Origin of the sequence: Butyrivibrio sp. YAB3001, from assembly GCF_900112195.1 — a bacterium.
Lineage (GTDB): Bacteria > Bacillota > Clostridia > Lachnospirales > Lachnospiraceae > Butyrivibrio.
Genome location: NZ_FOKR01000003.1, coordinates 22,490 through 43,065 on the forward strand (window position 1 = coordinate 22,490; position 20,576 = coordinate 43,065).

Genomic DNA, 20,576 nt, shown 5'->3' on the forward strand with positions numbered 1-20,576 from the left:
TATTATGTATTGTATTCATTGTGGAAAAGAAATAAGCGATGGCAGTAAATTTTGCAAATACTGCGGTGGGAAGCTTCCTGAAGGAAATGCACCCAAATTAGACAATATCATTGATAACGCAGGTGATGATATTGGAAACGGAATCGATGAGGCCGTTAATGATTTAAAAAATGCTATAAATGGCAGCAACAAAGCCATCTCTAACACTGTAAAGCAGACAGAGCCGCATGTTTCAAATATGCATCACAATTGGAAAGACTATCTTACTCCGGATAACATGGAGCGTTTAGCAGCATTAGTACTTGTTCTGCCTTTGTTTATGTTTGTTGTTAATGCTGTATTAACAACAGTGTTTAGAATATTCATTCCCATCCCTTTTATTGGTAAGCTTTTTATGCTTATATCAAGACTTGTAAGACTTGTTTTTGTACTGGCTTCAGCTGCCGGAGTTGCAGGCATAGCATATATTTTAGTAAATAATGAGTCAAAGAGAAACATGTGGTCATACATCACTGCCGGTGGTGTTGCATTATCATTTTTATCTTGCTACGGAATAATGCACAGATGGAAATTCGTTCCCGTTTTATTTGGACTTGTTTCACTGGTCTATGGAATTGACTGTATTTCCCGTGTAATCCTTCAGGGAAAAGGCATTGAATCTGAGCCGGTGGTCAATCAGGATCTAGAAACATATAAAACCTGGTACGAGAATTATAAAATTGAACATCTTTCAAACAAGGATAACACACCTAAGTCAGATATTAATAATGTTCCATCAAATCGTAATGATTCATATTTCGATGGAAGTGGATTATCACTATTAGGATTGTATATCTTAACTTCTATAGTTTGCACTATAACTTGTGGTTTAGCAGCTCCATGGATGATCTGTAAGATTCTCAGATGGAGAAAATCACACACAGTCATCGATGGAAAGAGACTTGAGTTTAACGGAACCGGTGGTTCTCTATTTGGACATTGGATCATATGGGAAATCCTTTCCATTATTACATGCGGTATATATTCTTTCTTTGTACATGTAGCATTAAAAAAATGGGAAATGGAACATACTACTTACCAGGATCAGACAGTTTGTGCCGGATCATTTGACGGTAACAGTTTCCAGTATTTTGGATATGGTCTCTTACAGCTTCTTTTATTAGTTATAACTTGCGGATTGGCTGCTCCTTGGACAATTACTATGATACAGAAGTGGGAAATGAAGCATACTTCTATTGGTGCTGACAGACTTAAATATGAAGGTTCAGCTTTAGGACTTTTAGGTCAGTACATTATAATATTCATCCTCAGCGTTATTACATGTGGTATTTACTCACCTTGGGGCACAGTCAGACTCAACAAATACATCTACTCACATACTCACGTAGACTGCTAAGAATTATATCAATGCTACAAGTAGATTATTATAAGGAGTTCCTATAATGAAAAATGGAAACGAAATGAGTAAAGAAGAATTGCGAAGTGCATTACAACACGCACGTGATGAGCTATCTAACAGCTTAATAGCAAGCGACTTGCATACCCAGGAGATGGAGCTTAAATCTGACTATGAGTATAAAGCTTTATCGCTTGATTTATTAGATGTAGTAGATTTTTTTGATGCCATAAAATGGTTCTTCGCTGGTTACTTGGGTTTTGGTGTGTCATCGATGCTCATTCTAATTATATTAGGATTTGATCCAGAATTATTAAATTTAATACTCCCTCTTTCAGTAATAGTTGGAATACTTTGTCCTATTGTCATACCAAGAATTGCAGATAAAAAACTTGATAAATTAACCGAAGAAACTGCAGAAAGACTCCGAGAAATCAATCAACAAAAGTATGAATACATATCACAACATTTAGATGTATACGGATTTATCCCTCCAAAATATGTCGATAAAACAAAGATAAGCAAATTAATCAGTTATCTTGATAATATGCGTGCCAATAACCTTCAAGAGGCATTAAACCTCTTAGAAGCAGAAATGGCTCATAATTGTGAGTTTTAAATTTTAGTCAACACTATATTTTTATGCAATAATGAAAACGTACCAGCAAATTGGCGTCTCTCGCCAAAAAACACTGGTACGTTTTTTATTAATTATCTGAATCTATCACTGCACTTTCTTTAGAACAAAATCATCTATCGTGCCCCAACTTGCAACATTGGATTTCACCGATACTCCTATTTTAAGAACGCCGTCCGTGACCTGGATGTTTGTTATGACCGGATTTTTCCACTGAGCCCAGCTTGTAACAGCAAATTCTTCTGTCATTTGCTTTCCGTCTGAAGTTTCACAGAAAAGTTCCATTTTTGCAGTATCGTCGGTATCGCCACCCTGGGCAAAGCACTCAAGCTGATATGTTCCTGCTTCAAGGCCTGAAATTTCCTGAGATGCAGTGAATTCGATGTCTTCTCTTCCATTCCAAAAATGAAGAGCTATGCTTCCATCGTGAGCATCATCTTTTTTATTCTGATAGTCAGTCGGATTTGTTGCATTTGCGTAGTCAATCTTCCACATAGAAAGATCTTTATCCTCAAAGCTTGGATTCTTAACAAAGTTTTCTTCTTTTACCTCAAGATGGCAGATTACTCTGCTGTTTTCTTCATTTTTCAAAGTACCATGGAGCGTTATTTTTCCTCCCTTACTTGTATCTAACTTTGCAAGATCAGCCTCATCCCACACTATCTCGATACTGTCCTGTACAGAAGGATCATTGTAAATAACAGGAGCCTCTGTCGGAAGTTTTACTTCCTCTCCTACCTGAACTGTAATTTCAATATCAGGAACAGACTCTACTTTAAGTCCTGCTGAATGCCCCTCATATACGTATTTAAATACATTGAGCGACTGCAGTGGATATCCCTTAAAGTCAAACATTGCCTGATTATCCCACGAACATCCACCATAATATTTGCCTGCATCATTTGGGTCATAGTCCTTGGCAAATCTGCTTGCCCATCCGCTTCCATATTTTTCCCAGATAGCATTATTGGTATTTTTGCTTGAACCTACAGGGATCCACACTCCTTCCCAGTAGCAAACTCCGCAGGCTCCACCTTCATTTGCTGATGCTATGATATCTCTTATCATATGCGCCTGTCCTTGAACCGAAGCAGAATATCCGTCTATGAGATCTTTTTTTCCATCAAAACTGTTTCCTGAATCATCGCCATCACTGGTGGTATATGGATAAGATGTCTCAACAAGCATTACTTTCTTTCCATATCTGTCGATCAGCTTCTTTACGACGTTCTGCATATTTTCAAGGTCGCCGTGCCAATATGGATAGTAAGACAGCCCCACTATATCATAGTCAATGCCGTTATTTTCAAGGTTAGAAACGAGCGCCGGTACCTTTCCGCCGCCATCTTCAATATTTGTATAATGCACTATTATCTGAATATTTTTGTTCCTATCAGCAGCAACCTTTCTCACAGCTTTACTTCCGGAATCTAAAAGCCTGGTCACATTGGGTAAAGAACTTTCTCCGGACATTCCGTTGTTTATTTCATTTCCAATCTGCACAAAAGTAACATTTACTCCCGCATCCAAGATTTCTCCAAGAGCCTCAGTGGTAAACTCTTCAAGAGCGCTGCATTTTTCATCAATATCCATGCCTTCCCATGCTTTTGGAGCAAACTGCTTCTTGGGATCTGCCCAAAAATCTGAATAATGAAAATCAATCATTACCTGCATTCCGGCATCAGTCGCTCTTTTTCCAAGAGTAATTGCAGTCGTAACGTCATTGTTTCCGCCGCCATAGCCATTCCCCTCAGCATCGTACGGGTCATTCCATACCCTAAGTCTTATACAATTAACTCCCGCTTCTGCCATGGTCTTAAATACATCAGCTTCTTCACCCTGAAAGTTATAGTATTTCACACCACTATTTTCTTCAACTAAAACCGATGACGCATCCATTCCGCAGATAAAATCTTCTGGGAGATTCTCTACCTTCTCAACGAAAATATCATCCTCATTTGCGCCTCCTTCAGCAACAGCTTCACCTAAATTAGTTTCATCATCGTTTACTGTAGCTTCAACATCGTCCTTTTTTTCACTTTCATCTGTCGTTTCACCATTTACCATCCCCGAATCAGCCGCAGCATCCTTCTCTTCGCCCTGTTCATCCGACATAGCCCCCTCAACATTTGCCTCTCCAATAGTATCCGCTGTCGCAGCTTCCTTCCCACATCCGACAGCCATTCCGGCAATTATCGCTCCCACCATCACAGCAGTACCAATCTCAATCAATTTTCTCTTTTTCATACCCTTTCCCTTCCTATAATTCCAAGCTCATATTTCAGTATTTATTAGCTTTTTGTTTATTGATATGCCACTTTCACAAGCTCAAAAGGATTAGCAAGTTTGAGCGTCACAGACAGTTGTGGGAATCAGCCTGAAAATGTGCAGTTCTCGGACGAGGAGATGATTTACAAAATGAAGAATCAAAGGAAGGTCGACTGTTTTGAACAGCGCTGAAAGGAGACCTTCCTTTGATTCTGAATTTTAGTAAATCACGACGCAGACGAAAGCCAACATTTTTAGGCAACTCCCGATAACTGTCCCCTACGTTCTGCCCCCCTACATTCAAATTATCCCCCTCAGTAATCCATTATCCTCTCAAGTTCATCCATCTGCTCCCCGCAATATTTTACATAAACTTCAGTCATTGCATCCCTAAAACGCTTCTTCTCCTCCAAAGAAAGCTCAATAACTGTTATCCCACTCTTTTCCGCAATCTGCCTTGAGCTCTTTTCCCGCTCAGCCCAAAGCTTTCGCTCATAAAGTGCAGACTCTCTGGCACAATCTGCAATTATACTCTTATCTTCTTCAGAAAGCTGGTTCCATATGGCGCTTGAACATATCTGCAGCTCCGGAACTCTTGTATGCTCATCAACGGTATAATATGGAGCCACAATATAATGCCTCATAGATTCATATGAAGGCCAGTTATTCTCTGCTCCATCAACCATCCCCTGTTCAATTGCCGAATACACTTCAGAATAAACAATCTTGGATGGAACTGCCCCAAGCGCCGACACCATATCCGCCATCATTGCAGACTCCTGAACCCTTATGTTCATCCCCTCTATATCTTCAAGCTTTCTTATTGGACGGATACTATAGAAATTTCTTGCCCCTGCATCATACCAGGAAAGTCCTTTAATTCCATAGCTTTCAGTCTTATTGAGGTATTCATCCCCAATTTCCCCGTCCAGCACTCTCCACATATGCTCGGAACTGGAATACAGATAAGGCATCTGCAAGATATTCATGTCAGGAATTATTTCCGCAAGCTGAGACAACGAAACTCTGGCAAAAGCAATTCCTCCATAGCGCATCTGCTTTATAACTTCGCTCTCACTTCCAAGCTCGGCATCATATTTCACAAGAATCTTTATTCTTCCACCTGTCTTTTCATAGACAAGTTCAGAAAAATAGTCCGCCCCCAAGGTTGTGGGATAATTTGCTGTCTGATTTTCCGCATAAAAAAACACATATTCAGGTGTAGGCCCAGTATCTTTTTTCACATTAATTGTAGCCAAGACTACTATCAAAACAATAACTAAAACTGCAGAAATTAATGATAATACTATTACAAGCTTTCTTTTCATTTCCCTACAGCCCCGCTTCTGTATTCACTTGGCGTCATTCCCACCATCCGCTTAAATACTCTGGTAAAATAATTTGCATCACGAAATCCGGCTTTATTACTTATATCTTTAATATTGATCATCGGATCTGCCAAAAGAAGCTTTGCCTTATTTAAGCGATATTCATTGAGATAGGTGATAAAATTTTTGCCAAAATTCTGCTTAAAAAGCTTGCAAAAATACACCTCAGAATACCCAAAGGCACTTGCGATATCCTGCAGAGCAATGTCATCCCTGAATCTGCTATCAATAAATTCACCGACTTTTTTTACAAAAGCATTGTTTTCCAAAAGCGCGTCTGCAGGCTCTCCTTCAACAGAAGGACTTACGTTTTCATGCTTTTTATCACAATGCCCAAAAGCCTCCTCCAAAACATTTATAAGTTCTTCTCCGGAACAGGGCTTTAAAAGATAGTCCAAAGCCCGCACTTCGATTGCTTTTTTTGCATAGCTGAATTCATCAAATGCTGTCAAAAAAATAATCCCCGCATCCGGATGCCTGTCCCTGATAACGGAAGCTGCCTCAAGTCCGTTCATTCCGGGCATTGCTATATCAAGAACTGCAATCTGGCAGCTCTTTTCCTCATATAACTGCACTGCTTTAAGTCCGTTTTCAGCAAGATACACTTCAACCTGCTCAGGAAAAAAACTCATAATTTTCTTATTTACAACCTGTCTCTCGATAGGTTCATCATCTGCCACAAGAATTCTGTATTTATCCACTAGTCGTCAACCCCATGCAAAGGTATACAGATTGTCACCACTGTACCTTCATTCTTTTTGCTAACGATATCAAGGCTTCCTTCATCGTACATAGTGCGAATCCTTCTATTGATATTTCCAAGCCCGATACCTACCGCTTCGTTACCGTCAATTGTTTCCTTCAAATCCTGAAGATTTTCCCTTATATCGGATAATAATTCATCATCCATTCCAACTCCGGTATCCGATACATCTATAACAAGTTTCCCGCCGTCTTCCCTGATAGCAACCTTTATGCTCCCGCCTTCAACCTTTGGCGAAATACCATGAATAATAGCATTTTCCAAAAGAGGCTGGAATGTAAACGTAGGAACTATAATCTTGTTCTCATCTACCATGCAGTCAATGCTAAACTTAAGTCTATCACCAAACCTCATCTGCTGAAGATACATATAGTCTTTGGATATCTTAAGTTCCTGATAAAGAAGAGCTTCTTTTGAATGATTCTTAAGATTATAACGGAATATCGAACTTAAAGCCTCTATCATCTGCTCAGTTGTCTCTGCACCCTCAAGATTTGCATTTCCTGCGATCACATTTAAGGTATTAAAAAGAAAATGCGGATTTATCTGGCTTTTTAGAAGCTCAAGGTTCATCGCTTCCAGTTGCTTTTCTATCTCAAGATTTTCCATCTCCTGCAAATGAAGTTTATCAAGAGCCTCTCTTTTTTCCTCCATAGCCTTGATGTACTCACCGGTTGCAAATTTCATCTTGTTAAAAGCGGCCACCATATCTCCAAGCTCATCCTTATTATCAACTTTGACGTCATCGATAAAAAAGTCATTGGCCGCAATTTTCCTTGATGCATTTGCAAGCTTGATTACGGGCACTGTCACGCTTCCGTTTAATATCCTTGATATTTGAAGAATAAAGAAAAACAGACAAACACTTAGTATAGCAGCAATAAACGGCGCCCTTATAGCAATGGGGCGAAGCGCGCGATAGCTCTGATTTCCCTCCTGCATATTGGATTCCACAAATTTCTGAGCGTACCCTGCAAGATACTGCTGCATGCTATAGACATCGTACATTTTTTCTATATACATATTTTCAGAAAGATGATCTGTAATGACCTGATTTCTGTATGAGCAGTACACCTCATAAGCGCTTCTGAGTGCCTGAAGCTGAGCGTATCTGTCATCCCCAAGCTTCTCATAATTTAAAGGCATCGCATAGATAGCTTTTTTTGTAGCACTAACGCTCTCTTCCCAGGTTTTTTGGTCAACTTCTTTCGTTCCGCGGATAAGTCCGTCAAAAAGATCTATCTCCCTGCCAAGTGTAGTCACTATCTCACCACATTTAGAATTAGCCTCCATGACATCATTAAAATCAACCATAAAAAGCTTTACTATCCATACATCAAGAAGAAGCGCCACAGAAAGCGCCACAAAAACACTTGAGGAAAAAAGCCGTATTTTATTCTTTATTGTTAAGTTTTCCCAGATATGCCTCATTTTCTTCATCTGATATGACTGCAAAGGAAATTGTAAAATTCCTCTTTTTCTTTTCCCAAAACTCTGTTAGTAAGCATGTATCCGTGTCTGTCATCTGACATGATAACGATCATATTTTTTTGCCTTATCGCATTCGCAATCTTTTTCCAATGGATATTCTCGCTCTTGTTTCCGGTACTTACATGCATACCGCTCTCATCAAAAGAAAGCTCCATATCTCTTGGCAGATCTTCGAGCTGCCTTGCGCTTGCCCCTAAGATTGCAAGTGGCTGTATTACAGGGAAAAGAAAACATCCAAGAAGCATAAGAAGTTTAAAGAAGTCATTGGCAGATGTAAAAAATCTGACTGTCATATAGATCATAGCAGCTGTGAAAATAATATTTACCAGCCCAACAGATGATCTGTATGTTCGCTCCATTGCCATTTTCCACAGATCTATTGCTTTGACATCGCAAATATACTTATATTTCATACGCTCCCCCTATATAGAAAAAACTGATGACTGAAAAAGCGGTCATCAGTTTTTGTAGTTATATACAATCATTTCATCAACAGTTCCGGCAAGAACATGCTTATCTCAGGAATAAATGTAAGAAGCATGAGAACCAGAATCATACATAAATAAAATGGTAATGTTGCCTTTACTACTCTCTCCATCTTGACCTTGCCTACTGCAGAGCCGATAAACAATACCGCTCCAACAGGTGGCGTCAATAACCCGATACCACAATTCAGCACTATCATTATACCAAACTGTATAGGATTAATGCCAATAGAAGTAGCAATCGGAAGAAGTATCGGTGTAGCAATAAGGATGATCGGTGCCATATCCATTATGCAGCCCAGAACAAGCAGTATCAGATTTAACAAAAGCGCTATGAGGACCGGATTTCTTGTAAGTCCTATGATGGCATTTGCTGCAAGATCCGGAACATGAAGTGTTGTCAGGCAATATCCGAAGATACTTGATGTAGCGATAAGAATAAGCACGATTGAAAGTGTATCAATGCACTGCTCTAAAGTCTTCCATACCCCCTTGAGGTCAAGTCCTTTATAAATAAACACGCTGACTATTAGAGAGTAAATAACAGCTATAGCTGCTGACTCAGTAGCAGTAAACACTCCGCCGACAACTCCCACAACTACTATGATAACAGCTGCCAGAGCCCAGAATGAAACTCCAAGCTGTTTAATGAACTTCTTAAAGCTGAACTTATCTCCCTTTGGATAATGTCTTTTCTTAGAAATGATAAAAGAACCTATCATAAGAGATGTCGCCAAGAGTGCCCCGGGAATATATCCTGCAAGGAAAAGACTTCCTACTGATACTCCTCCTGCGCTCATTGCATAAATGACCATGTTGTGGCTGGGAGGAACAAGCAGGCCCTCGCAGGAGGAAGTAATTGTAACAGCAGTTGAAAAATCATCATCGTATCCCTGCTCGACCATCATAGGGATAAGGATGCTTCCAAGCGATGCAGTATCAGCAGCTGCAGAACCTGAGATTCCGCCAAAAAAGTATGATGCCACGATATTTACCATAGCCATACCGCCCGTCATCCAGCCAACACACGCATCAGCAAGAGCTATCAGCTTTTCGGATATTCCACCGCTTCCCATGATGCAGCCCATTGTAATAAAAAACGGTACTGCCATAAGGCTGAAAGAGCTGATTCCTTTTACCATCTGCTGACAAACGGTAGTAAGGGGAAGCCCCTGATACAAAAGGCAAAAGATAGATGACAATGCCACTGCATAAGCAATATGAAATCTGAGAAAAATCATAACGACAAAACTTATAAGTAATATCGCGATAGCAGTTGTATTAACAGTCATTTATTTTCCCTCCTCCCTGATAAAAAATCCTTTGATGTGGTTATAGATTGCCTCCAGTTCAAAGATTATCATTGCAAAACCTGCAACGGGAATAGGAAAATACATCCAAAATCTTGAAAGCTTCGGGAGTGAAACGTAAACGCCCTTACTTCCTATGTTCTTTGCATATTTCCAACCGACTATAAGCATTACAAAGGCAAGCCCCATAATGAATATATCAGCCAGAAGGTCCAATATTTTTATTAGTTTTTTGGGAAGATAGATGTCAAACGCTGTCATGCGGATATGCGCTCCACGCCTTATGGCAAGCGCTGCTGACAAAACTGCCATGTATGACATGAGAGTAAGGACTACTTCTTCACTCCAGGAAGGATCCGGAATAAAAGGGATGTACCTTCCAAGAACGCTCATACTGGTTATCAGAATGTCCGCTATCAAAAGAAGTTTGCATATAAACAATACAGTCTTATATGTTCCGTCATATACAGGCTTTAACTTATCCACTGTATCAAAAAATGATTTCATATTACCTCATTCCTTAGTTTAAGTATGTTGTACAATACTCCTGTCACTACACAACATGCACTGACAGGAGTACTGATTAAAGTGATGTCACAGATTCAGACTTTTGACCCTGACATCATATTATTTCATATCAACGATCTTCTGATAATAATCTTCAAGTCCCTTGATATTGGCATCGATAACAGGCTTAACTGCTTCCTGCCAAGGAGTGATATCATCAACTTCGATGATTGTTACACCGTCTGCCTTAAGCTCATCAAGTACTTCTTTTTCCTTCTGCTCTGAAATTGAGCGGTTGTATTCGGAAGCAACTTTTCCAGCTTCTTCAATAGCACTTTGCTGATCTGCGGAAAGCTTGTTCCATGCCTCATCTGTGATGATAACCTGGATAGCGCCAAGTGTATGTCCATCGAGGATCATGTAAGGAGCAACTTCAGGGAATGCATTTGACTTGTAGTTTGCGATTGGCTGCTCAGCTCCATCTACAACACCTGTCTGAAGCGCTGAATAAAGTTCGCCGAAACTTACAACTGTAGGAGAAGCTCCAAGTCCTTCAACAAGACCGTTCATGATAGGGTCATTTGATACGCGGATTTTCTTTCCCTTAAATGAATTAATATCTGAAATCTCATATGTTGTGAAGAAGTGACGGAAGCCCTCTTCTCCATAAAATAATCCTCTAACGCCACTGCCGTTGTCTGAAGGCTCCTGAAGGAATTCCTTGGCAAGGTCTGATGTTGCAAAGTTCCAGAAATGTTCTCTGCTTGTAAATATATATGGAAGTGAAAGAAGCATTGACTTCTGTCCGCCATAGCTTGTGAGCGCAAAAGCTGAAATTCTCGAAATATCGATAGTTCCGCCACCGCCAAGCATTGTATCAAGGACATCATTTTCTGAACCAAGTACTCCACTTGCCTGAAGGTCGATCTTTACTGAGCCATTTGTTCTTGCCTCAACCTCTTCCTTAAACTTCTGATCTGTCATACCAACAATTGTGTCAAGTGGGTTAACCTCTGCCATAACAAGAGTAATGGCATCTGCTGCCGGTGTAGTCTCCTGTGCAGTTTCCTGAGTGCTTTCTGTCTTTGTCTCAGTTTCTGTTGCTGCCGGTGTCTCTGTAGTTGCCGGTGTTTCAGGCGCAGTAACACCGCATGCTGTCATTGATAAAACAGTTGCTGCCGTAAGGACCATAGAAATTAGTTTCTTTTTCATTAAAAAGCCTCCCTCTGAAAATAAGAACGTGCTAAATTGCACACCATAGAACTGTCAGAGTTTTTTTCTGACAATTCAATTATAAGACAGTTATTTTTATCGAAAAATCGGATATTTTTATCATAAATAGCATTTTTTAAACATTTTATTCAAAAAGAATAAAATTATCTTTTTTTCAAACTATAATAAATGTAATAATCCCTTTATGCTTAACAAATGGTACGAGGTCAGTTTAATAGTTCATAATGATAATGGAGGATAAAATGAAAACAACAAAAGATCAGATCTGGGTACATGGAATAGAAATCGACAAAACACCTGCAGGAGACGGTGTCGAAAGAATAGTAAAGAGCTATACTGATGAGCTCATGGTTGTAGAAAACCATTTTAAAAAAGGTGCTGTCGGCGCGCTTCACAGCCACCCTCATACCCAGATTACGTATGTTGTAAGCGGCAAGTTTGAGTTCAGTATCGGTGATGAAAAAAGAATAGTTGAAGCAAGTGATACCATGCTAAAAAAAGACGGCATAATCCATGGTTGCACCTGTCTTGAAGAAGGAATACTTTTGGATATCTTTTCACCGATGCGTGAGGATTTTGTATGAGACAGCATAAACTTAAGTAGCAAATTACATTATTAGAGACAGCAAAAAGAGGAAACAGCATACTTACATGCCGTTTCCTCTTTTATTCTTTCATATATTCTTTATGCTGTAACACCTTCTTCTTTCATTCCGGTGTACAGGTGATAATATCTCTGTTTCTTAGCTATAAGCTCATCATGTGTTCCCTGCTCAACAATTCTGCCCTGCTCAAGAACAATGATACAGTCACTGTTTCTTACAGTTGAAAGTCTGTGAGCAATTACAAAAGTAGTTCTTCCCTTCATCAGTCTGTCCATACCATCCTGAACAATCTTCTCAGTTCTGGTATCGATTGAAGATGTAGCCTCATCAAGAATAAGAACCGGCGGATCTGCTATGGCTGCACGGGCAATTGCAAGAAGCTGCCTCTGACCCTGTGACAGGTTAGCCCCATCTCCTGTAAGCATTGTATCATAGCCATCAGGAAGTCTCTTGATAAAGCTGTGGGCATTTGCAAGCTTTGCTGCAGCGATTACTTCTTCATCAGTAGCTCCGAGTTTACCATATCTGATATTGTCCTTAACAGTTCCTGTAAAAAGATGTGTATCCTGAAGAACAATACCAAGTGAACGCCTTAAGTCTGCCTTCTTTATCTTATTGATATTGATGTTATCATAGCGGATCTTACCATCCTGAATATCATAAAATCTGTTGATCAGGTTTGTAATAGTTGTCTTACCTGCACCTGTAGAGCCTACAAATGCTATCTTCTGTCCTGGAAGCGCATGAAGCACAATATCATGCAGAACCATCTTTTCATCTGTATATCCAAAGTCTACGCCATTAAAGGTAACATCGCCCTCCATCGGCTGATAAGTTGTAGTATCGCTGGCTTTGTGATAGTGCTTCCAAGCCCAGTGACCTGTGTGATGATCAGCTTCAACAACCTCACCGTTCTTTTCCTCAGCATCAACAAGCATTACATATCCGTCATCTGTCTCTGGCTTTTCATCCAAAAGCTTAAAGATACGCTCTGCTCCTGCCAGGGCCATGATGATTGAGTTAAGTGTCATACTTACCTGGTTGATAGGCATACTAAAGCTCTTATTAAATGTAAGGAAACTTGCAAGTGCTCCAACTGTAAATCCAACAGCCAAATTATCTGAAAGAGCAATTGCACCACCTATCATCGCGCACAGAACGTAGCTCGTATTACCAAGCTGTGCATTGATAGGTCCAAGTGCGCCTGAATAAGCATTTGCCTTGAAAGAGCTCTGGAACAGTTCCTCATTAAGCTCATCAAACCTCTTGATGCTCTCCTGCTCGTGGTTAAATACCTTTACAACCTTCTGGCCTGTCATCATCTCTTCAATATAACCATTCAGCGCACCGATATTTTTCTGCTGAGCCACAAAGTTTTTTCCTGAAGACTTTGTAGCCTTAGCTGAACAGAACAGCATAACACCTACCATCAAAAGAGTTACGATAGAAAGTGGAATACTCAAAACCAGCATGGATGCCAGAACGCTCACAATTGTTATTGCAGAATTAAGAAGCTGTGGCATACTCTGGCTTATCATCTGACGAAGAGTATCAATATCATTAGTGTAGATAGACATTATGTCGCCATGAGCATTTGTATCAAAATACTTGATTGGAAGACTTTCCATGTGCTCAAAGAGTTCTTCACGGAGTCTTTTAAGTGTTCCCTGGTTTATATAGATCATTGTCCAGGACTGTATAAATGCTGCAATAACACCGATTGCATAGAAACATGCAACCCTCGCCATTGCTCCAAGAAGCGGACCATAATCACTGCTGTGACTATCAAGCATGGGCTGTATATATGAATCAATAAGTGTCTTTGTAAAAAGAGTTCCCTGAACACTTGAAAAAACAGTTACTACGATACAAACTGCCACAATGATCATATGTACAGGATAAAACTTAAAGACATAGCCCATTATTCGTTTAAAAAGTTTCCCCGGATTTTCAACCTTGGGTCTTGGCATTCCGCGTCTGTTACCGCCTCTGCCTTTTATTTCCTTGACTTCTGCCATTTCTTTTTTCTCCTATTATTCTCTATACTCAGCCTGCCTGGTCAAAGTCAGCATCACCGCTTGCGCCGGTCTGTGACTCATATACTTCACGATAAATATCATTAGTCTTAAGCAGTTCCTCGTGACTTCCGAATCCATTAACTTTACCATCGTCCATAACTACGATTCTGTCACATCCCTGAACAGAACTGATTCGCTGAGCAATGATAAGCTTTGTTGTTCCGGGAATTTCCTCAGCAAAGGCTTTTCTTATCTTAGCATCTGTTGAAGTGTCAACAGCGCTTGTTGAATCATCCAGGATCAGGATCTTAGGCTTTTTAAGGAGTGCTCTTGCAATACAAAGTCTCTGTCTCTGACCTCCGGAAACGTTTGTGCCGCCCTGCTCAATCTCTGTATTGTAACCATTTGGCATTTTTTCGATAAATTCATCTGCGCAGGCCATTCTGCATGCTCTCTTACAATCTTCTTCAGTTGCATTCTTATCGCCCCAACGAAGATTATCAAGTATTGAACCTGAGAAAAGAACATTTTTCTGAAGAACTACAGAAACCTGATCTCTTAAAGTTTCCAGATCATAATCTCTTACGTCAACTCCGCCGACCATAACTTTACCACCGGTAACATCATAAAGTCTGCTTATCAGATTTACCAAAGAAGACTTGGCTGAACCGGTTCCACCGATGATTCCAATTGTTTCTCCGGACTTGATTTCAAGATTTATATCCTTAAGAACAGGTTCTTCGCTTGTCTGGTTATAGGCAAATTCCACATGTTCAAAAGTAATGCTTCCATCCTTAACTTCTTTAACAGGATTTTCTTTATTCTTAATAGATGTGTCTTCCTCGATAACCTCAGCAATACGCTTTGCGCTTGCAGATGCCATTGTCATCATAACAAAGATCATTCCCAGCATCATAAGGTTCATAAGGATTGACATACAGTAAGTCAAAAGGCTCATAAGATTACCTGTAGTAAGCTCGCCGCCAACTATCATGTGCGCACCAAACCAGCTCATCAAAAGGATACACGCATATACAGTTGCAGACATTACAGGGCTCATGAAAACAAGGTTTCTCTCAGCCTTTACGAACATGTTATAAATGTTCATGGCAGCTTTTTTGAACTTGTCATTTTCATAATCTTCACGGACATATGCCTTTACAACTCGAATAGCAGAAACATTTTCCTGAACACTTTCATTGAGTTCATCATACTTTTCAAATACCTGTTTAAAGTACCTGGTTGCTCTGTTCATGATAAAGAAAATGAAGCTTCCAAGGAAAAGAACTGCCACAAGATAAATGCTTGAAAGTCTTGCGCTTATGGTAAATGCTGCTACCATAGCTATAACAAGTGATGCAGGCGCTCTCATTGCCATTCTCAGGATCATCATATATGCATTCTGAAGGTTGGTAACATCAGTTGTAAGTCTTGTTACAAGACCTGATGTTGAGAACTTATCAATATTGGCAAAAGAAAATGTCTGAATGTTATCAAACATTGCTTTTCTAAGATTTTTTGCAAAACCTGCTGATGCATTTGCGCCAAAATACGCACCGCCAAGTCCTGCCAGGAGTCCAAGGATGGCAATTACCACCATCAGTCCTCCGGTTTTAAAAATCACGCCCATATTATTTCCGTAAATACCATCGTCAACAATCTTTGCCATAAGAATAGGGATTACCATTTCACAGATAACCTCACCTATCATACAAAGAGGAGTAAGTATGGACGGGAGCTTGTACTCCTTAATCTGTTTCATTAATGTCTTGATCATAAATAAAATTTCTCCCTTGTAATTTGTTAAAGAAACTCTTTTATACATAAAAAAAACTAATTGAAAAACTACATTTTTTCCATGTTATCCACCACTCTGTCCAAAAGTTTCCGAAGCTGCATTTTTTCTTCTTTCGTAAAGCCGTCTACCATATACTCATCGGTATGTCTCCTAGTTTTCCGGTCCTTTTCTATAAAAGCTTCTCCTTTTGAAGTAAGAGTGATATTTCTGTACTTCCTGTTATCAGGGTCAACCACAACCTTTAACATTTCCTTCTCTTCAAGCCTTTTTAGCAGACCTATTGTAGTCGGATGCTTGATACGAAGCGCATCTGAGATATCCTTCTGCGTAACCTTACAGTCTCTGTGCTCCCAAAGGTAATGCAAAAGAATAAGTTGAGAAAAAGTGATATCTTCCTCTTTAAGACGTCTGTTTAACAGTGCAACAAAAGATTCATGAATGCACTTAAACTTGAAGCTGATAGGCTCATGTTCACGATCGCGGAAAAATTCCCTTTCTTCCTTGTCTCGATTCATCTTCACCTCTCTTTTCCTTTCACATGTAGCTAAGTACATATTACATAATACGTAGCTTACTACATATTGTCAACTCATATATTGCTATTTAAAAAATTTTAAGGAATAGTTTAGAAACTTTAACAAATAGAATTGTAATTAAAAAGAAAAAGCCCTCCTGAAAATCGGAGGGCTGAAAATGCAAAACGAACACATATAAACATCATAATAATCAGTATCAAAAAGCTTTGATTGTAATTTTCTGAGGCTGAACCTGTCTGGCTTCTCCCTTTCTTCCCCGGCTCACAATAGTTTCACCAAGGCTTATCATCTGTGCCTTCGCAGCCATAGCCTTCATGATCTGTTTGGCAGCATCCTCGTAATCTTCAACTGCCATGGGAATAACATAGTCGTGGTTTAAATGCTCAGTAGAAAGAATTGCTGCACGATACCTTGATTCATAACGGATTCCATAAAAAGTACAAATCTCAGTATTGAGCATCCCGTTACTATCTGCGCATTGCATTGCGATATACATAACATCCACCTCTCTATAAATGATTATATATAATGATGTCACGGATTGTTCAAACTTTCGACTTTGACATCATATTATAATTCTATGCTTAATTCCCCATAGATGCAATCAGTGCATCAATTTCTGCCTGAGATAACATTTTCCCGGGATCTGAAGCAACCGGAGCCGCAGGTGCAGCTGCTGCAACAGGTGACTGTACCTTGGTGGTAAAACTAAAGCTACCTGGCTGTGGTGAACTTCCCATTATGCTGGCTAAAAGCGCCTGCTGTTCAGCGTTAAGTACGTTAGCATCCATAATCTCACTACCCTTTCAACATCCGTGTCAATACAGTAACATAAGATTATTCTAATCATAGCCCTAAAATAAAGTCAAATAATCTTTTTATAAACAATTCATCGTATTAATAAACTTGAATTGTAATAAATTAAGCAATACATATTGTCTTCATATACTATATCGGATAAATTGAGGATTTAATTAACCTTACCTTTTCCTGTCTTACAGATATCATTTAGACAGCAATGCTCGCAGTCAGGTCTCCTTGCAACACATACCGCGCGACCATGGTCAACAAAACGATGACAAAGCCCATTTCCTTCTTCGGGTGGAATTATCTTCCAGAGCTCTTTTTCAACTTTGAAAGGTTCCTTTATATCATCAACAAGACCAATGAGATTACATAGCCTTATGCAGTGAGTATCAGTAACTATAGCAGGTTTACCATAGACATCTCCAAGAACGAGGTTTGCGCTTTTCCTTCCAACCCCAGGAAGTTTTAACAGTTCTTCCATGGTGTCAGGCACTACGCAGTCATATTCATCTCTTAACATCTTCATACATGCAGAAATATCCCTTGCCTTAGAATTTCCCAGTCCACATGGCCGCACAATCTCTTCAATCTTTTCTACGGGCGCATCTGCCAGCGCTTCCACCGTCGGATACTTCTCATATAATAAAGGCGTGATCATATCAACTCTTTTATCTGTACACTGAGCTGCCAATCTGACACTTACCAAAAGCTGCCATGCTTTGTCATATGCAAGCGTGCACTCAGAATCAGGATATTCTTTTTTTAATCTGTCGATCACTTCAAGAGCAAGTTTTTTCTTGGTCATGTAATAGTTTGTCTCCTAAATTGTAATAATGAAGCCGCAAAAATATATCATTTGCTAAGCCAATTTAACAATCACCTTTTTTAAAGTAACACATTCTCTTCATAAGAGACAATATCAAAGACCAATCTACTTGTATTCTTGTTCGATTTCCATTTTCTTCTTTTCACGGCGCCTTTTAATTGTTACTCCATCATATATAAATAGAATAAAACCAATTACAGTAAACGCAATTCCTATATATATTTTTAAATCACTCATACGCAATTCCCAATATTCACTCTATCCATCCATTCTCTACAGCTTCGCTATACATCGCATCCAAATAGTCCATTTCTAAATCTCCTCCGATTTTTTTACTATTCTTGTACTTTGTTTTTGCCGTTTCGTAGCAGTATGCAAAAAAAGAATACTCTCTTTCGTTTACTTCTTTATTCTTCTGGACATCCACCTCAAGATATGCCATTCGTTTATATGCCACATAATTGTCAGGATACTCATTCATCAGTTTCTCAAGAATTTCTTTTGCCTTATTATAATCGGCTTTTTGTTCATATAAAAAAGCAAGATTTACATAATTTGTGTAATCCTTCCACCCCCTACTTATAGATTTTTCCAACAACTCAATACCCTTTTCTGCAAAAACAGAATCTTGCGTTAGCTGGTATAAGTCCACATAGTTTTGAATCTGTGACTGAACAACTTGAAGTTGATAGTCTCCAGGAAGATTATTCATGGCTTTATTTAAAACGCTTACAGCTTCATTTAACGAGGTCTCATTTTTATTTTCTGTAATGATTAGCTCATTAAGCCCCAAATATGCCCTTAGCAGAACATCATAATCACCTGTAAGTAAAGCTTTTTCTATACAGGACTCATAATTCTTTTTCGCATCTGAGTAATTATTTTGAGCCAGATTAACTTCTCCCGCCATAAGATCCATATCAGCTCCGGACACACTTTTTTCTTCTGCTTCCGAAAGAATTTCTTTTGCCTTTGCAAGCTTTCCTATGACAAGATATGTTTCTGCCAACTCACGATAGCAACTTGCATTTGTATATCCCTTAGAAATCGCTTTTTCCATAGACTCTATTGCAGACTCATAATCAGGTTCTTCACAGTTTTTAAGACTACTTCCATAAATATAGTATGCCGTTTCTAAATCAGTCTGCACTGATAAGACCGGATCATCTAAAACATTTTCCTCGAGATATTCTATCGCAGCATCATAATTCTTCTGCGTATAAAGAAAAATCGCCTTATTCAGGTACACATCCAACTGTTTATTATTTATCTTAACACACTCATCATACAGTTCATCAAACTCTTGAGAACTGATTTCATCGCCGTTCTGAGCCTTTCTTATCATTTCCGTCATCAACTCGATATTTCTATCATAAGTAGACAGATTATCCATCTTCCGAGAGTTAATCCCATTAAAAATCAAGGCAACACCTACGCTCATCATAAATATTGCAACGCAGAAAAGAAGATTCTGCTGCCGTATTAGTTTCTTATATCTATTATCAAGTTTATGTATTTCATTTAACGCTTTTAAAACATCCGAAGAACTCTGAAATCTTTTATCAGGTTTCTGTTCCATCGCATGTTCCAAAATATAGCTAAATCCTTCTGATATTTTCGGATCAATAGAATTTGCTGGCGGTATTCTTCCTTCTTTTACCTTAGGCCTTACGCCAGTAAGAATATGATATATAGAAGCTGCTGCGCTATAAATATCGGCCCTTTCATCTATATAAAAATCTTGTTTATGATCTGTATTTACATTTTCGTATCGAAGCTCATCTTTGTCTAAAAAAGCTTCCTCTACAAGAGAAGTTTTTTCATAATCATCGTTGTTTTCTGCTTCTGCTGATATAATCTCAGTTTTTTCATATTCAAAATTCTCATCACTCTGTTTTGTTTTCTGTTCGCGTTTTCTTTTAAAACCTTCTACCTGCTCCGGTGCTGAGTAGTCATAGGAAAAGCCATCAATAACAGCTCCCTCACCATCAGCAATTCCAGAAATATTAAAATCAATAAGACAAATATTGTCTTCAGGAGTAAGCATGATATTATCCGGCTTAATATCACCATGAATTATCTTTGGCTTCCGAGAATGAATATATTCAAGAGTTTCAAATAACTGTCTTGCATATTTAAGCGCTTCTTTTTGCGAAAAACGCCTTCCGGTATCCATCAGTTTCTTGAACGTTGTCCCCGGAATATAGTCCATAACAGTGTATATACCATCATCAAGCTCAACAAAATCAAGAACCTGCGGAATATACGAATGTCTAAGATTTTTTAAGGCATCAGTTTCAGTCCTCTTATTCAGGACCTCTGCTGCCTTTTCGTTCATCTTCTTAAGCACAACGTCTTTACGCAGATTCTTGTGATATGCTTTGTAAACTGTTCCTCCTGAGCCTTCTCCTAATTGCTCCTTTATCTCATAGGTCTCAAGGAATGATTTTTTCTTATCATTTGAATTCAAAGTCGTCTCCATGGGGAATATAGTCTTAGTAGATTTAT

At 39.1% G+C, this 20,576-nt stretch carries 19 protein-coding genes; 3 read left to right on the forward strand and 16 right to left on the reverse strand.

Translation table 11 applies throughout. The features are described 5' to 3' along the window. Positions 1 to 4 precede the first annotated feature (4 nt). Together BM086_RS03610 and BM086_RS03615 are read left to right on the forward strand one after the other, a co-directional pair. Complete coding sequence (locus tag BM086_RS03610) at positions 5 to 1,396, forward strand: DUF898 family protein (protein ID WP_092323603.1); 1,392 nt, start codon at positions 5 to 7, stop codon at positions 1,394 to 1,396. 46 nt (positions 1,397 to 1,442) lie between these two features. Further along, on the forward strand, positions 1,443 to 2,015 hold the full coding sequence (locus BM086_RS03615; RefSeq protein WP_092323606.1) for a hypothetical protein: 573 nt from the start codon (positions 1,443 to 1,445) through the stop codon (positions 2,013 to 2,015). A 105-nt stretch (positions 2,016 to 2,120) separates the two neighbouring features. Here BM086_RS03615 and BM086_RS03620 read toward each other — a convergent pair whose 3' ends face one another. From BM086_RS03620 to BM086_RS03655, 8 genes are all read right to left on the reverse strand, one after another. After that, a complete protein-coding gene (locus tag BM086_RS03620) occupies positions 2,121 to 4,280 on the reverse strand; it encodes a glycosyl hydrolase 53 family protein (RefSeq protein ID WP_092323609.1) in 2,160 nt (719 codons plus the stop codon). A gap of 335 nt (positions 4,281 to 4,615) precedes the next feature. Then, on the reverse strand, positions 4,616 to 5,629 hold the full coding sequence (locus BM086_RS03625) for a TRAP transporter substrate-binding protein (RefSeq protein ID WP_092323612.1): 1,014 nt from the start codon (positions 5,627 to 5,629) through the stop codon (positions 4,616 to 4,618). Further along, the gene (locus BM086_RS03630) at positions 5,626 to 6,390 is read right to left on the reverse strand and encodes a response regulator transcription factor (protein WP_242952117.1); all 765 of its coding nucleotides are present in this window, start codon (positions 6,388 to 6,390) and stop codon (positions 5,626 to 5,628) included. The genes BM086_RS03625 and BM086_RS03630 overlap by 4 nt, the downstream gene beginning before the upstream one ends. Further along, complete coding sequence (locus BM086_RS03635; RefSeq protein WP_242952118.1) at positions 6,390 to 7,892, reverse strand: sensor histidine kinase; 1,503 nt, start codon at positions 7,890 to 7,892, stop codon at positions 6,390 to 6,392. The genes BM086_RS03630 and BM086_RS03635 overlap by 1 nt, the downstream gene beginning before the upstream one ends. Continuing rightward, a complete protein-coding gene (locus BM086_RS03640; protein WP_092323615.1) occupies positions 7,889 to 8,356 on the reverse strand; it encodes a YcxB family protein in 468 nt (155 codons plus the stop codon). The genes BM086_RS03635 and BM086_RS03640 overlap by 4 nt, the downstream gene beginning before the upstream one ends. Before the next feature lie 68 nt (positions 8,357 to 8,424). Next, positions 8,425 to 9,720: a TRAP transporter large permease gene (locus BM086_RS03645; RefSeq protein ID WP_092323618.1), complete on the reverse strand. Its 1,296-nt coding sequence runs from the start codon at positions 9,718 to 9,720 to the stop codon at positions 8,425 to 8,427. After that, positions 9,721 to 10,245 carry a TRAP transporter small permease gene (locus BM086_RS03650; protein WP_092323621.1) on the reverse strand — a complete coding sequence of 175 codons (525 nt, stop codon included), beginning with the start codon at positions 10,243 to 10,245 and terminating at the stop codon, positions 9,721 to 9,723. It abuts the gene before it with no gap. Positions 10,246 to 10,365: 120 nt separating this feature from the next. After that, complete coding sequence (locus BM086_RS03655; protein WP_092323624.1) at positions 10,366 to 11,457, reverse strand: TRAP transporter substrate-binding protein; 1,092 nt, start codon at positions 11,455 to 11,457, stop codon at positions 10,366 to 10,368. A 263-nt stretch (positions 11,458 to 11,720) separates the two neighbouring features. Between BM086_RS03655 and BM086_RS03660 the strand changes: the two genes are divergently transcribed. Next, entirely contained in the window at positions 11,721 to 12,062 is a 342-nt protein-coding gene (locus BM086_RS03660; RefSeq protein ID WP_092323627.1) for a cupin domain-containing protein, read from the forward strand. A 101-nt stretch (positions 12,063 to 12,163) separates the two neighbouring features. Here BM086_RS03660 and BM086_RS03665 read toward each other — a convergent pair whose 3' ends face one another. The 8 genes from BM086_RS03665 to BM086_RS03695 form a co-directional block, all read right to left on the reverse strand. After that, complete coding sequence (locus BM086_RS03665) at positions 12,164 to 14,101, reverse strand: ABC transporter ATP-binding protein (protein WP_092323630.1); 1,938 nt, start codon at positions 14,099 to 14,101, stop codon at positions 12,164 to 12,166. Positions 14,102 to 14,129: 28 nt separating this feature from the next. Then, on the reverse strand, positions 14,130 to 15,878 hold the full coding sequence (locus BM086_RS03670) for an ABC transporter ATP-binding protein (RefSeq protein ID WP_092323633.1): 1,749 nt from the start codon (positions 15,876 to 15,878) through the stop codon (positions 14,130 to 14,132). 68 nt (positions 15,879 to 15,946) lie between these two features. After that, the gene (locus BM086_RS03675; protein ID WP_175560084.1) at positions 15,947 to 16,414 is read right to left on the reverse strand and encodes a MarR family winged helix-turn-helix transcriptional regulator; all 468 of its coding nucleotides are present in this window, start codon (positions 16,412 to 16,414) and stop codon (positions 15,947 to 15,949) included. Between the two features lie 217 nt (positions 16,415 to 16,631). Next, the gene (locus BM086_RS03680; RefSeq protein WP_092323640.1) at positions 16,632 to 16,931 is read right to left on the reverse strand and encodes a hypothetical protein; all 300 of its coding nucleotides are present in this window, start codon (positions 16,929 to 16,931) and stop codon (positions 16,632 to 16,634) included. Between the two features lie 88 nt (positions 16,932 to 17,019). Then, positions 17,020 to 17,226 carry a hypothetical protein gene (locus BM086_RS03685; RefSeq protein ID WP_092323643.1) on the reverse strand — a complete coding sequence of 69 codons (207 nt, stop codon included), beginning with the start codon at positions 17,224 to 17,226 and terminating at the stop codon, positions 17,020 to 17,022. 179 nt (positions 17,227 to 17,405) lie between these two features. Then, a complete protein-coding gene (locus BM086_RS03690; protein ID WP_092323646.1) occupies positions 17,406 to 18,047 on the reverse strand; it encodes an endonuclease III domain-containing protein in 642 nt (213 codons plus the stop codon). A 126-nt stretch (positions 18,048 to 18,173) separates the two neighbouring features. After that, positions 18,174 to 18,305, reverse strand: coding sequence for a hypothetical protein (locus BM086_RS21545; RefSeq protein ID WP_255367747.1), 132 nt, complete (start codon positions 18,303 to 18,305; stop codon positions 18,174 to 18,176). 16 nt (positions 18,306 to 18,321) lie between these two features. Next, positions 18,322 to 20,538: a serine/threonine-protein kinase gene (locus BM086_RS03695; protein ID WP_175560085.1), complete on the reverse strand. Its 2,217-nt coding sequence runs from the start codon at positions 20,536 to 20,538 to the stop codon at positions 18,322 to 18,324. Between the last annotated feature and the right edge of the window lie 38 nt (positions 20,539 to 20,576).

Bases quoted from the DNA above. Each gene is read 5' to 3' on its own strand.
- BM086_RS03680 (WP_092323640.1), bottom strand. From the start codon at position 16,931: ATGTATATCGCAATGCAATGCGCAGATAGTAACGGGATGCTCAATACT.
- BM086_RS03620 (WP_092323609.1), bottom strand. From the start codon at position 4,280: ATGAAAAAGAGAAAATTGATTGAGATTGGTACTGCTGTGATGGTGGGA.
- BM086_RS03675 (WP_175560084.1), bottom strand. From the start codon at position 16,414: ATGAATCGAGACAAGGAAGAAAGGGAATTTTTCCGCGATCGTGAACAT.
- BM086_RS03610 (WP_092323603.1), top strand. From the start codon at position 5: ATGTATTGTATTCATTGTGGAAAAGAAATAAGCGATGGCAGTAAATTT.
- BM086_RS21545 (WP_255367747.1), bottom strand. From the start codon at position 18,305: ATGAGTGATTTAAAAATATATATAGGAATTGCGTTTACTGTAATTGGT.
- BM086_RS03685 (WP_092323643.1), bottom strand. From the start codon at position 17,226: ATGGATGCTAACGTACTTAACGCTGAACAGCAGGCGCTTTTAGCCAGC.
- BM086_RS03635 (WP_242952118.1), bottom strand. From the start codon at position 7,892: ATGAAGAAAATGAGGCATATCTGGGAAAACTTAACAATAAAGAATAAA.
- BM086_RS03665 (WP_092323630.1), bottom strand. From the start codon at position 14,101: ATGGCAGAAGTCAAGGAAATAAAAGGCAGAGGCGGTAACAGACGCGGA.
- BM086_RS03645 (WP_092323618.1), bottom strand. From the start codon at position 9,720: ATGACTGTTAATACAACTGCTATCGCGATATTACTTATAAGTTTTGTC.
- BM086_RS03670 (WP_092323633.1), bottom strand. From the start codon at position 15,878: ATGATCAAGACATTAATGAAACAGATTAAGGAGTACAAGCTCCCGTCC.
- BM086_RS03655 (WP_092323624.1), bottom strand. From the start codon at position 11,457: ATGAAAAAGAAACTAATTTCTATGGTCCTTACGGCAGCAACTGTTTTA.
- BM086_RS03650 (WP_092323621.1), bottom strand. From the start codon at position 10,245: ATGAAATCATTTTTTGATACAGTGGATAAGTTAAAGCCTGTATATGAC.
- BM086_RS03615 (WP_092323606.1), top strand. From the start codon at position 1,443: ATGAAAAATGGAAACGAAATGAGTAAAGAAGAATTGCGAAGTGCATTA.
- BM086_RS03640 (WP_092323615.1), bottom strand. From the start codon at position 8,356: ATGAAATATAAGTATATTTGCGATGTCAAAGCAATAGATCTGTGGAAA.
- BM086_RS03625 (WP_092323612.1), bottom strand. From the start codon at position 5,629: ATGAAAAGAAAGCTTGTAATAGTATTATCATTAATTTCTGCAGTTTTA.
- BM086_RS03660 (WP_092323627.1), top strand. From the start codon at position 11,721: ATGAAAACAACAAAAGATCAGATCTGGGTACATGGAATAGAAATCGAC.
- BM086_RS03690 (WP_092323646.1), bottom strand. From the start codon at position 18,047: ATGACCAAGAAAAAACTTGCTCTTGAAGTGATCGACAGATTAAAAAAA.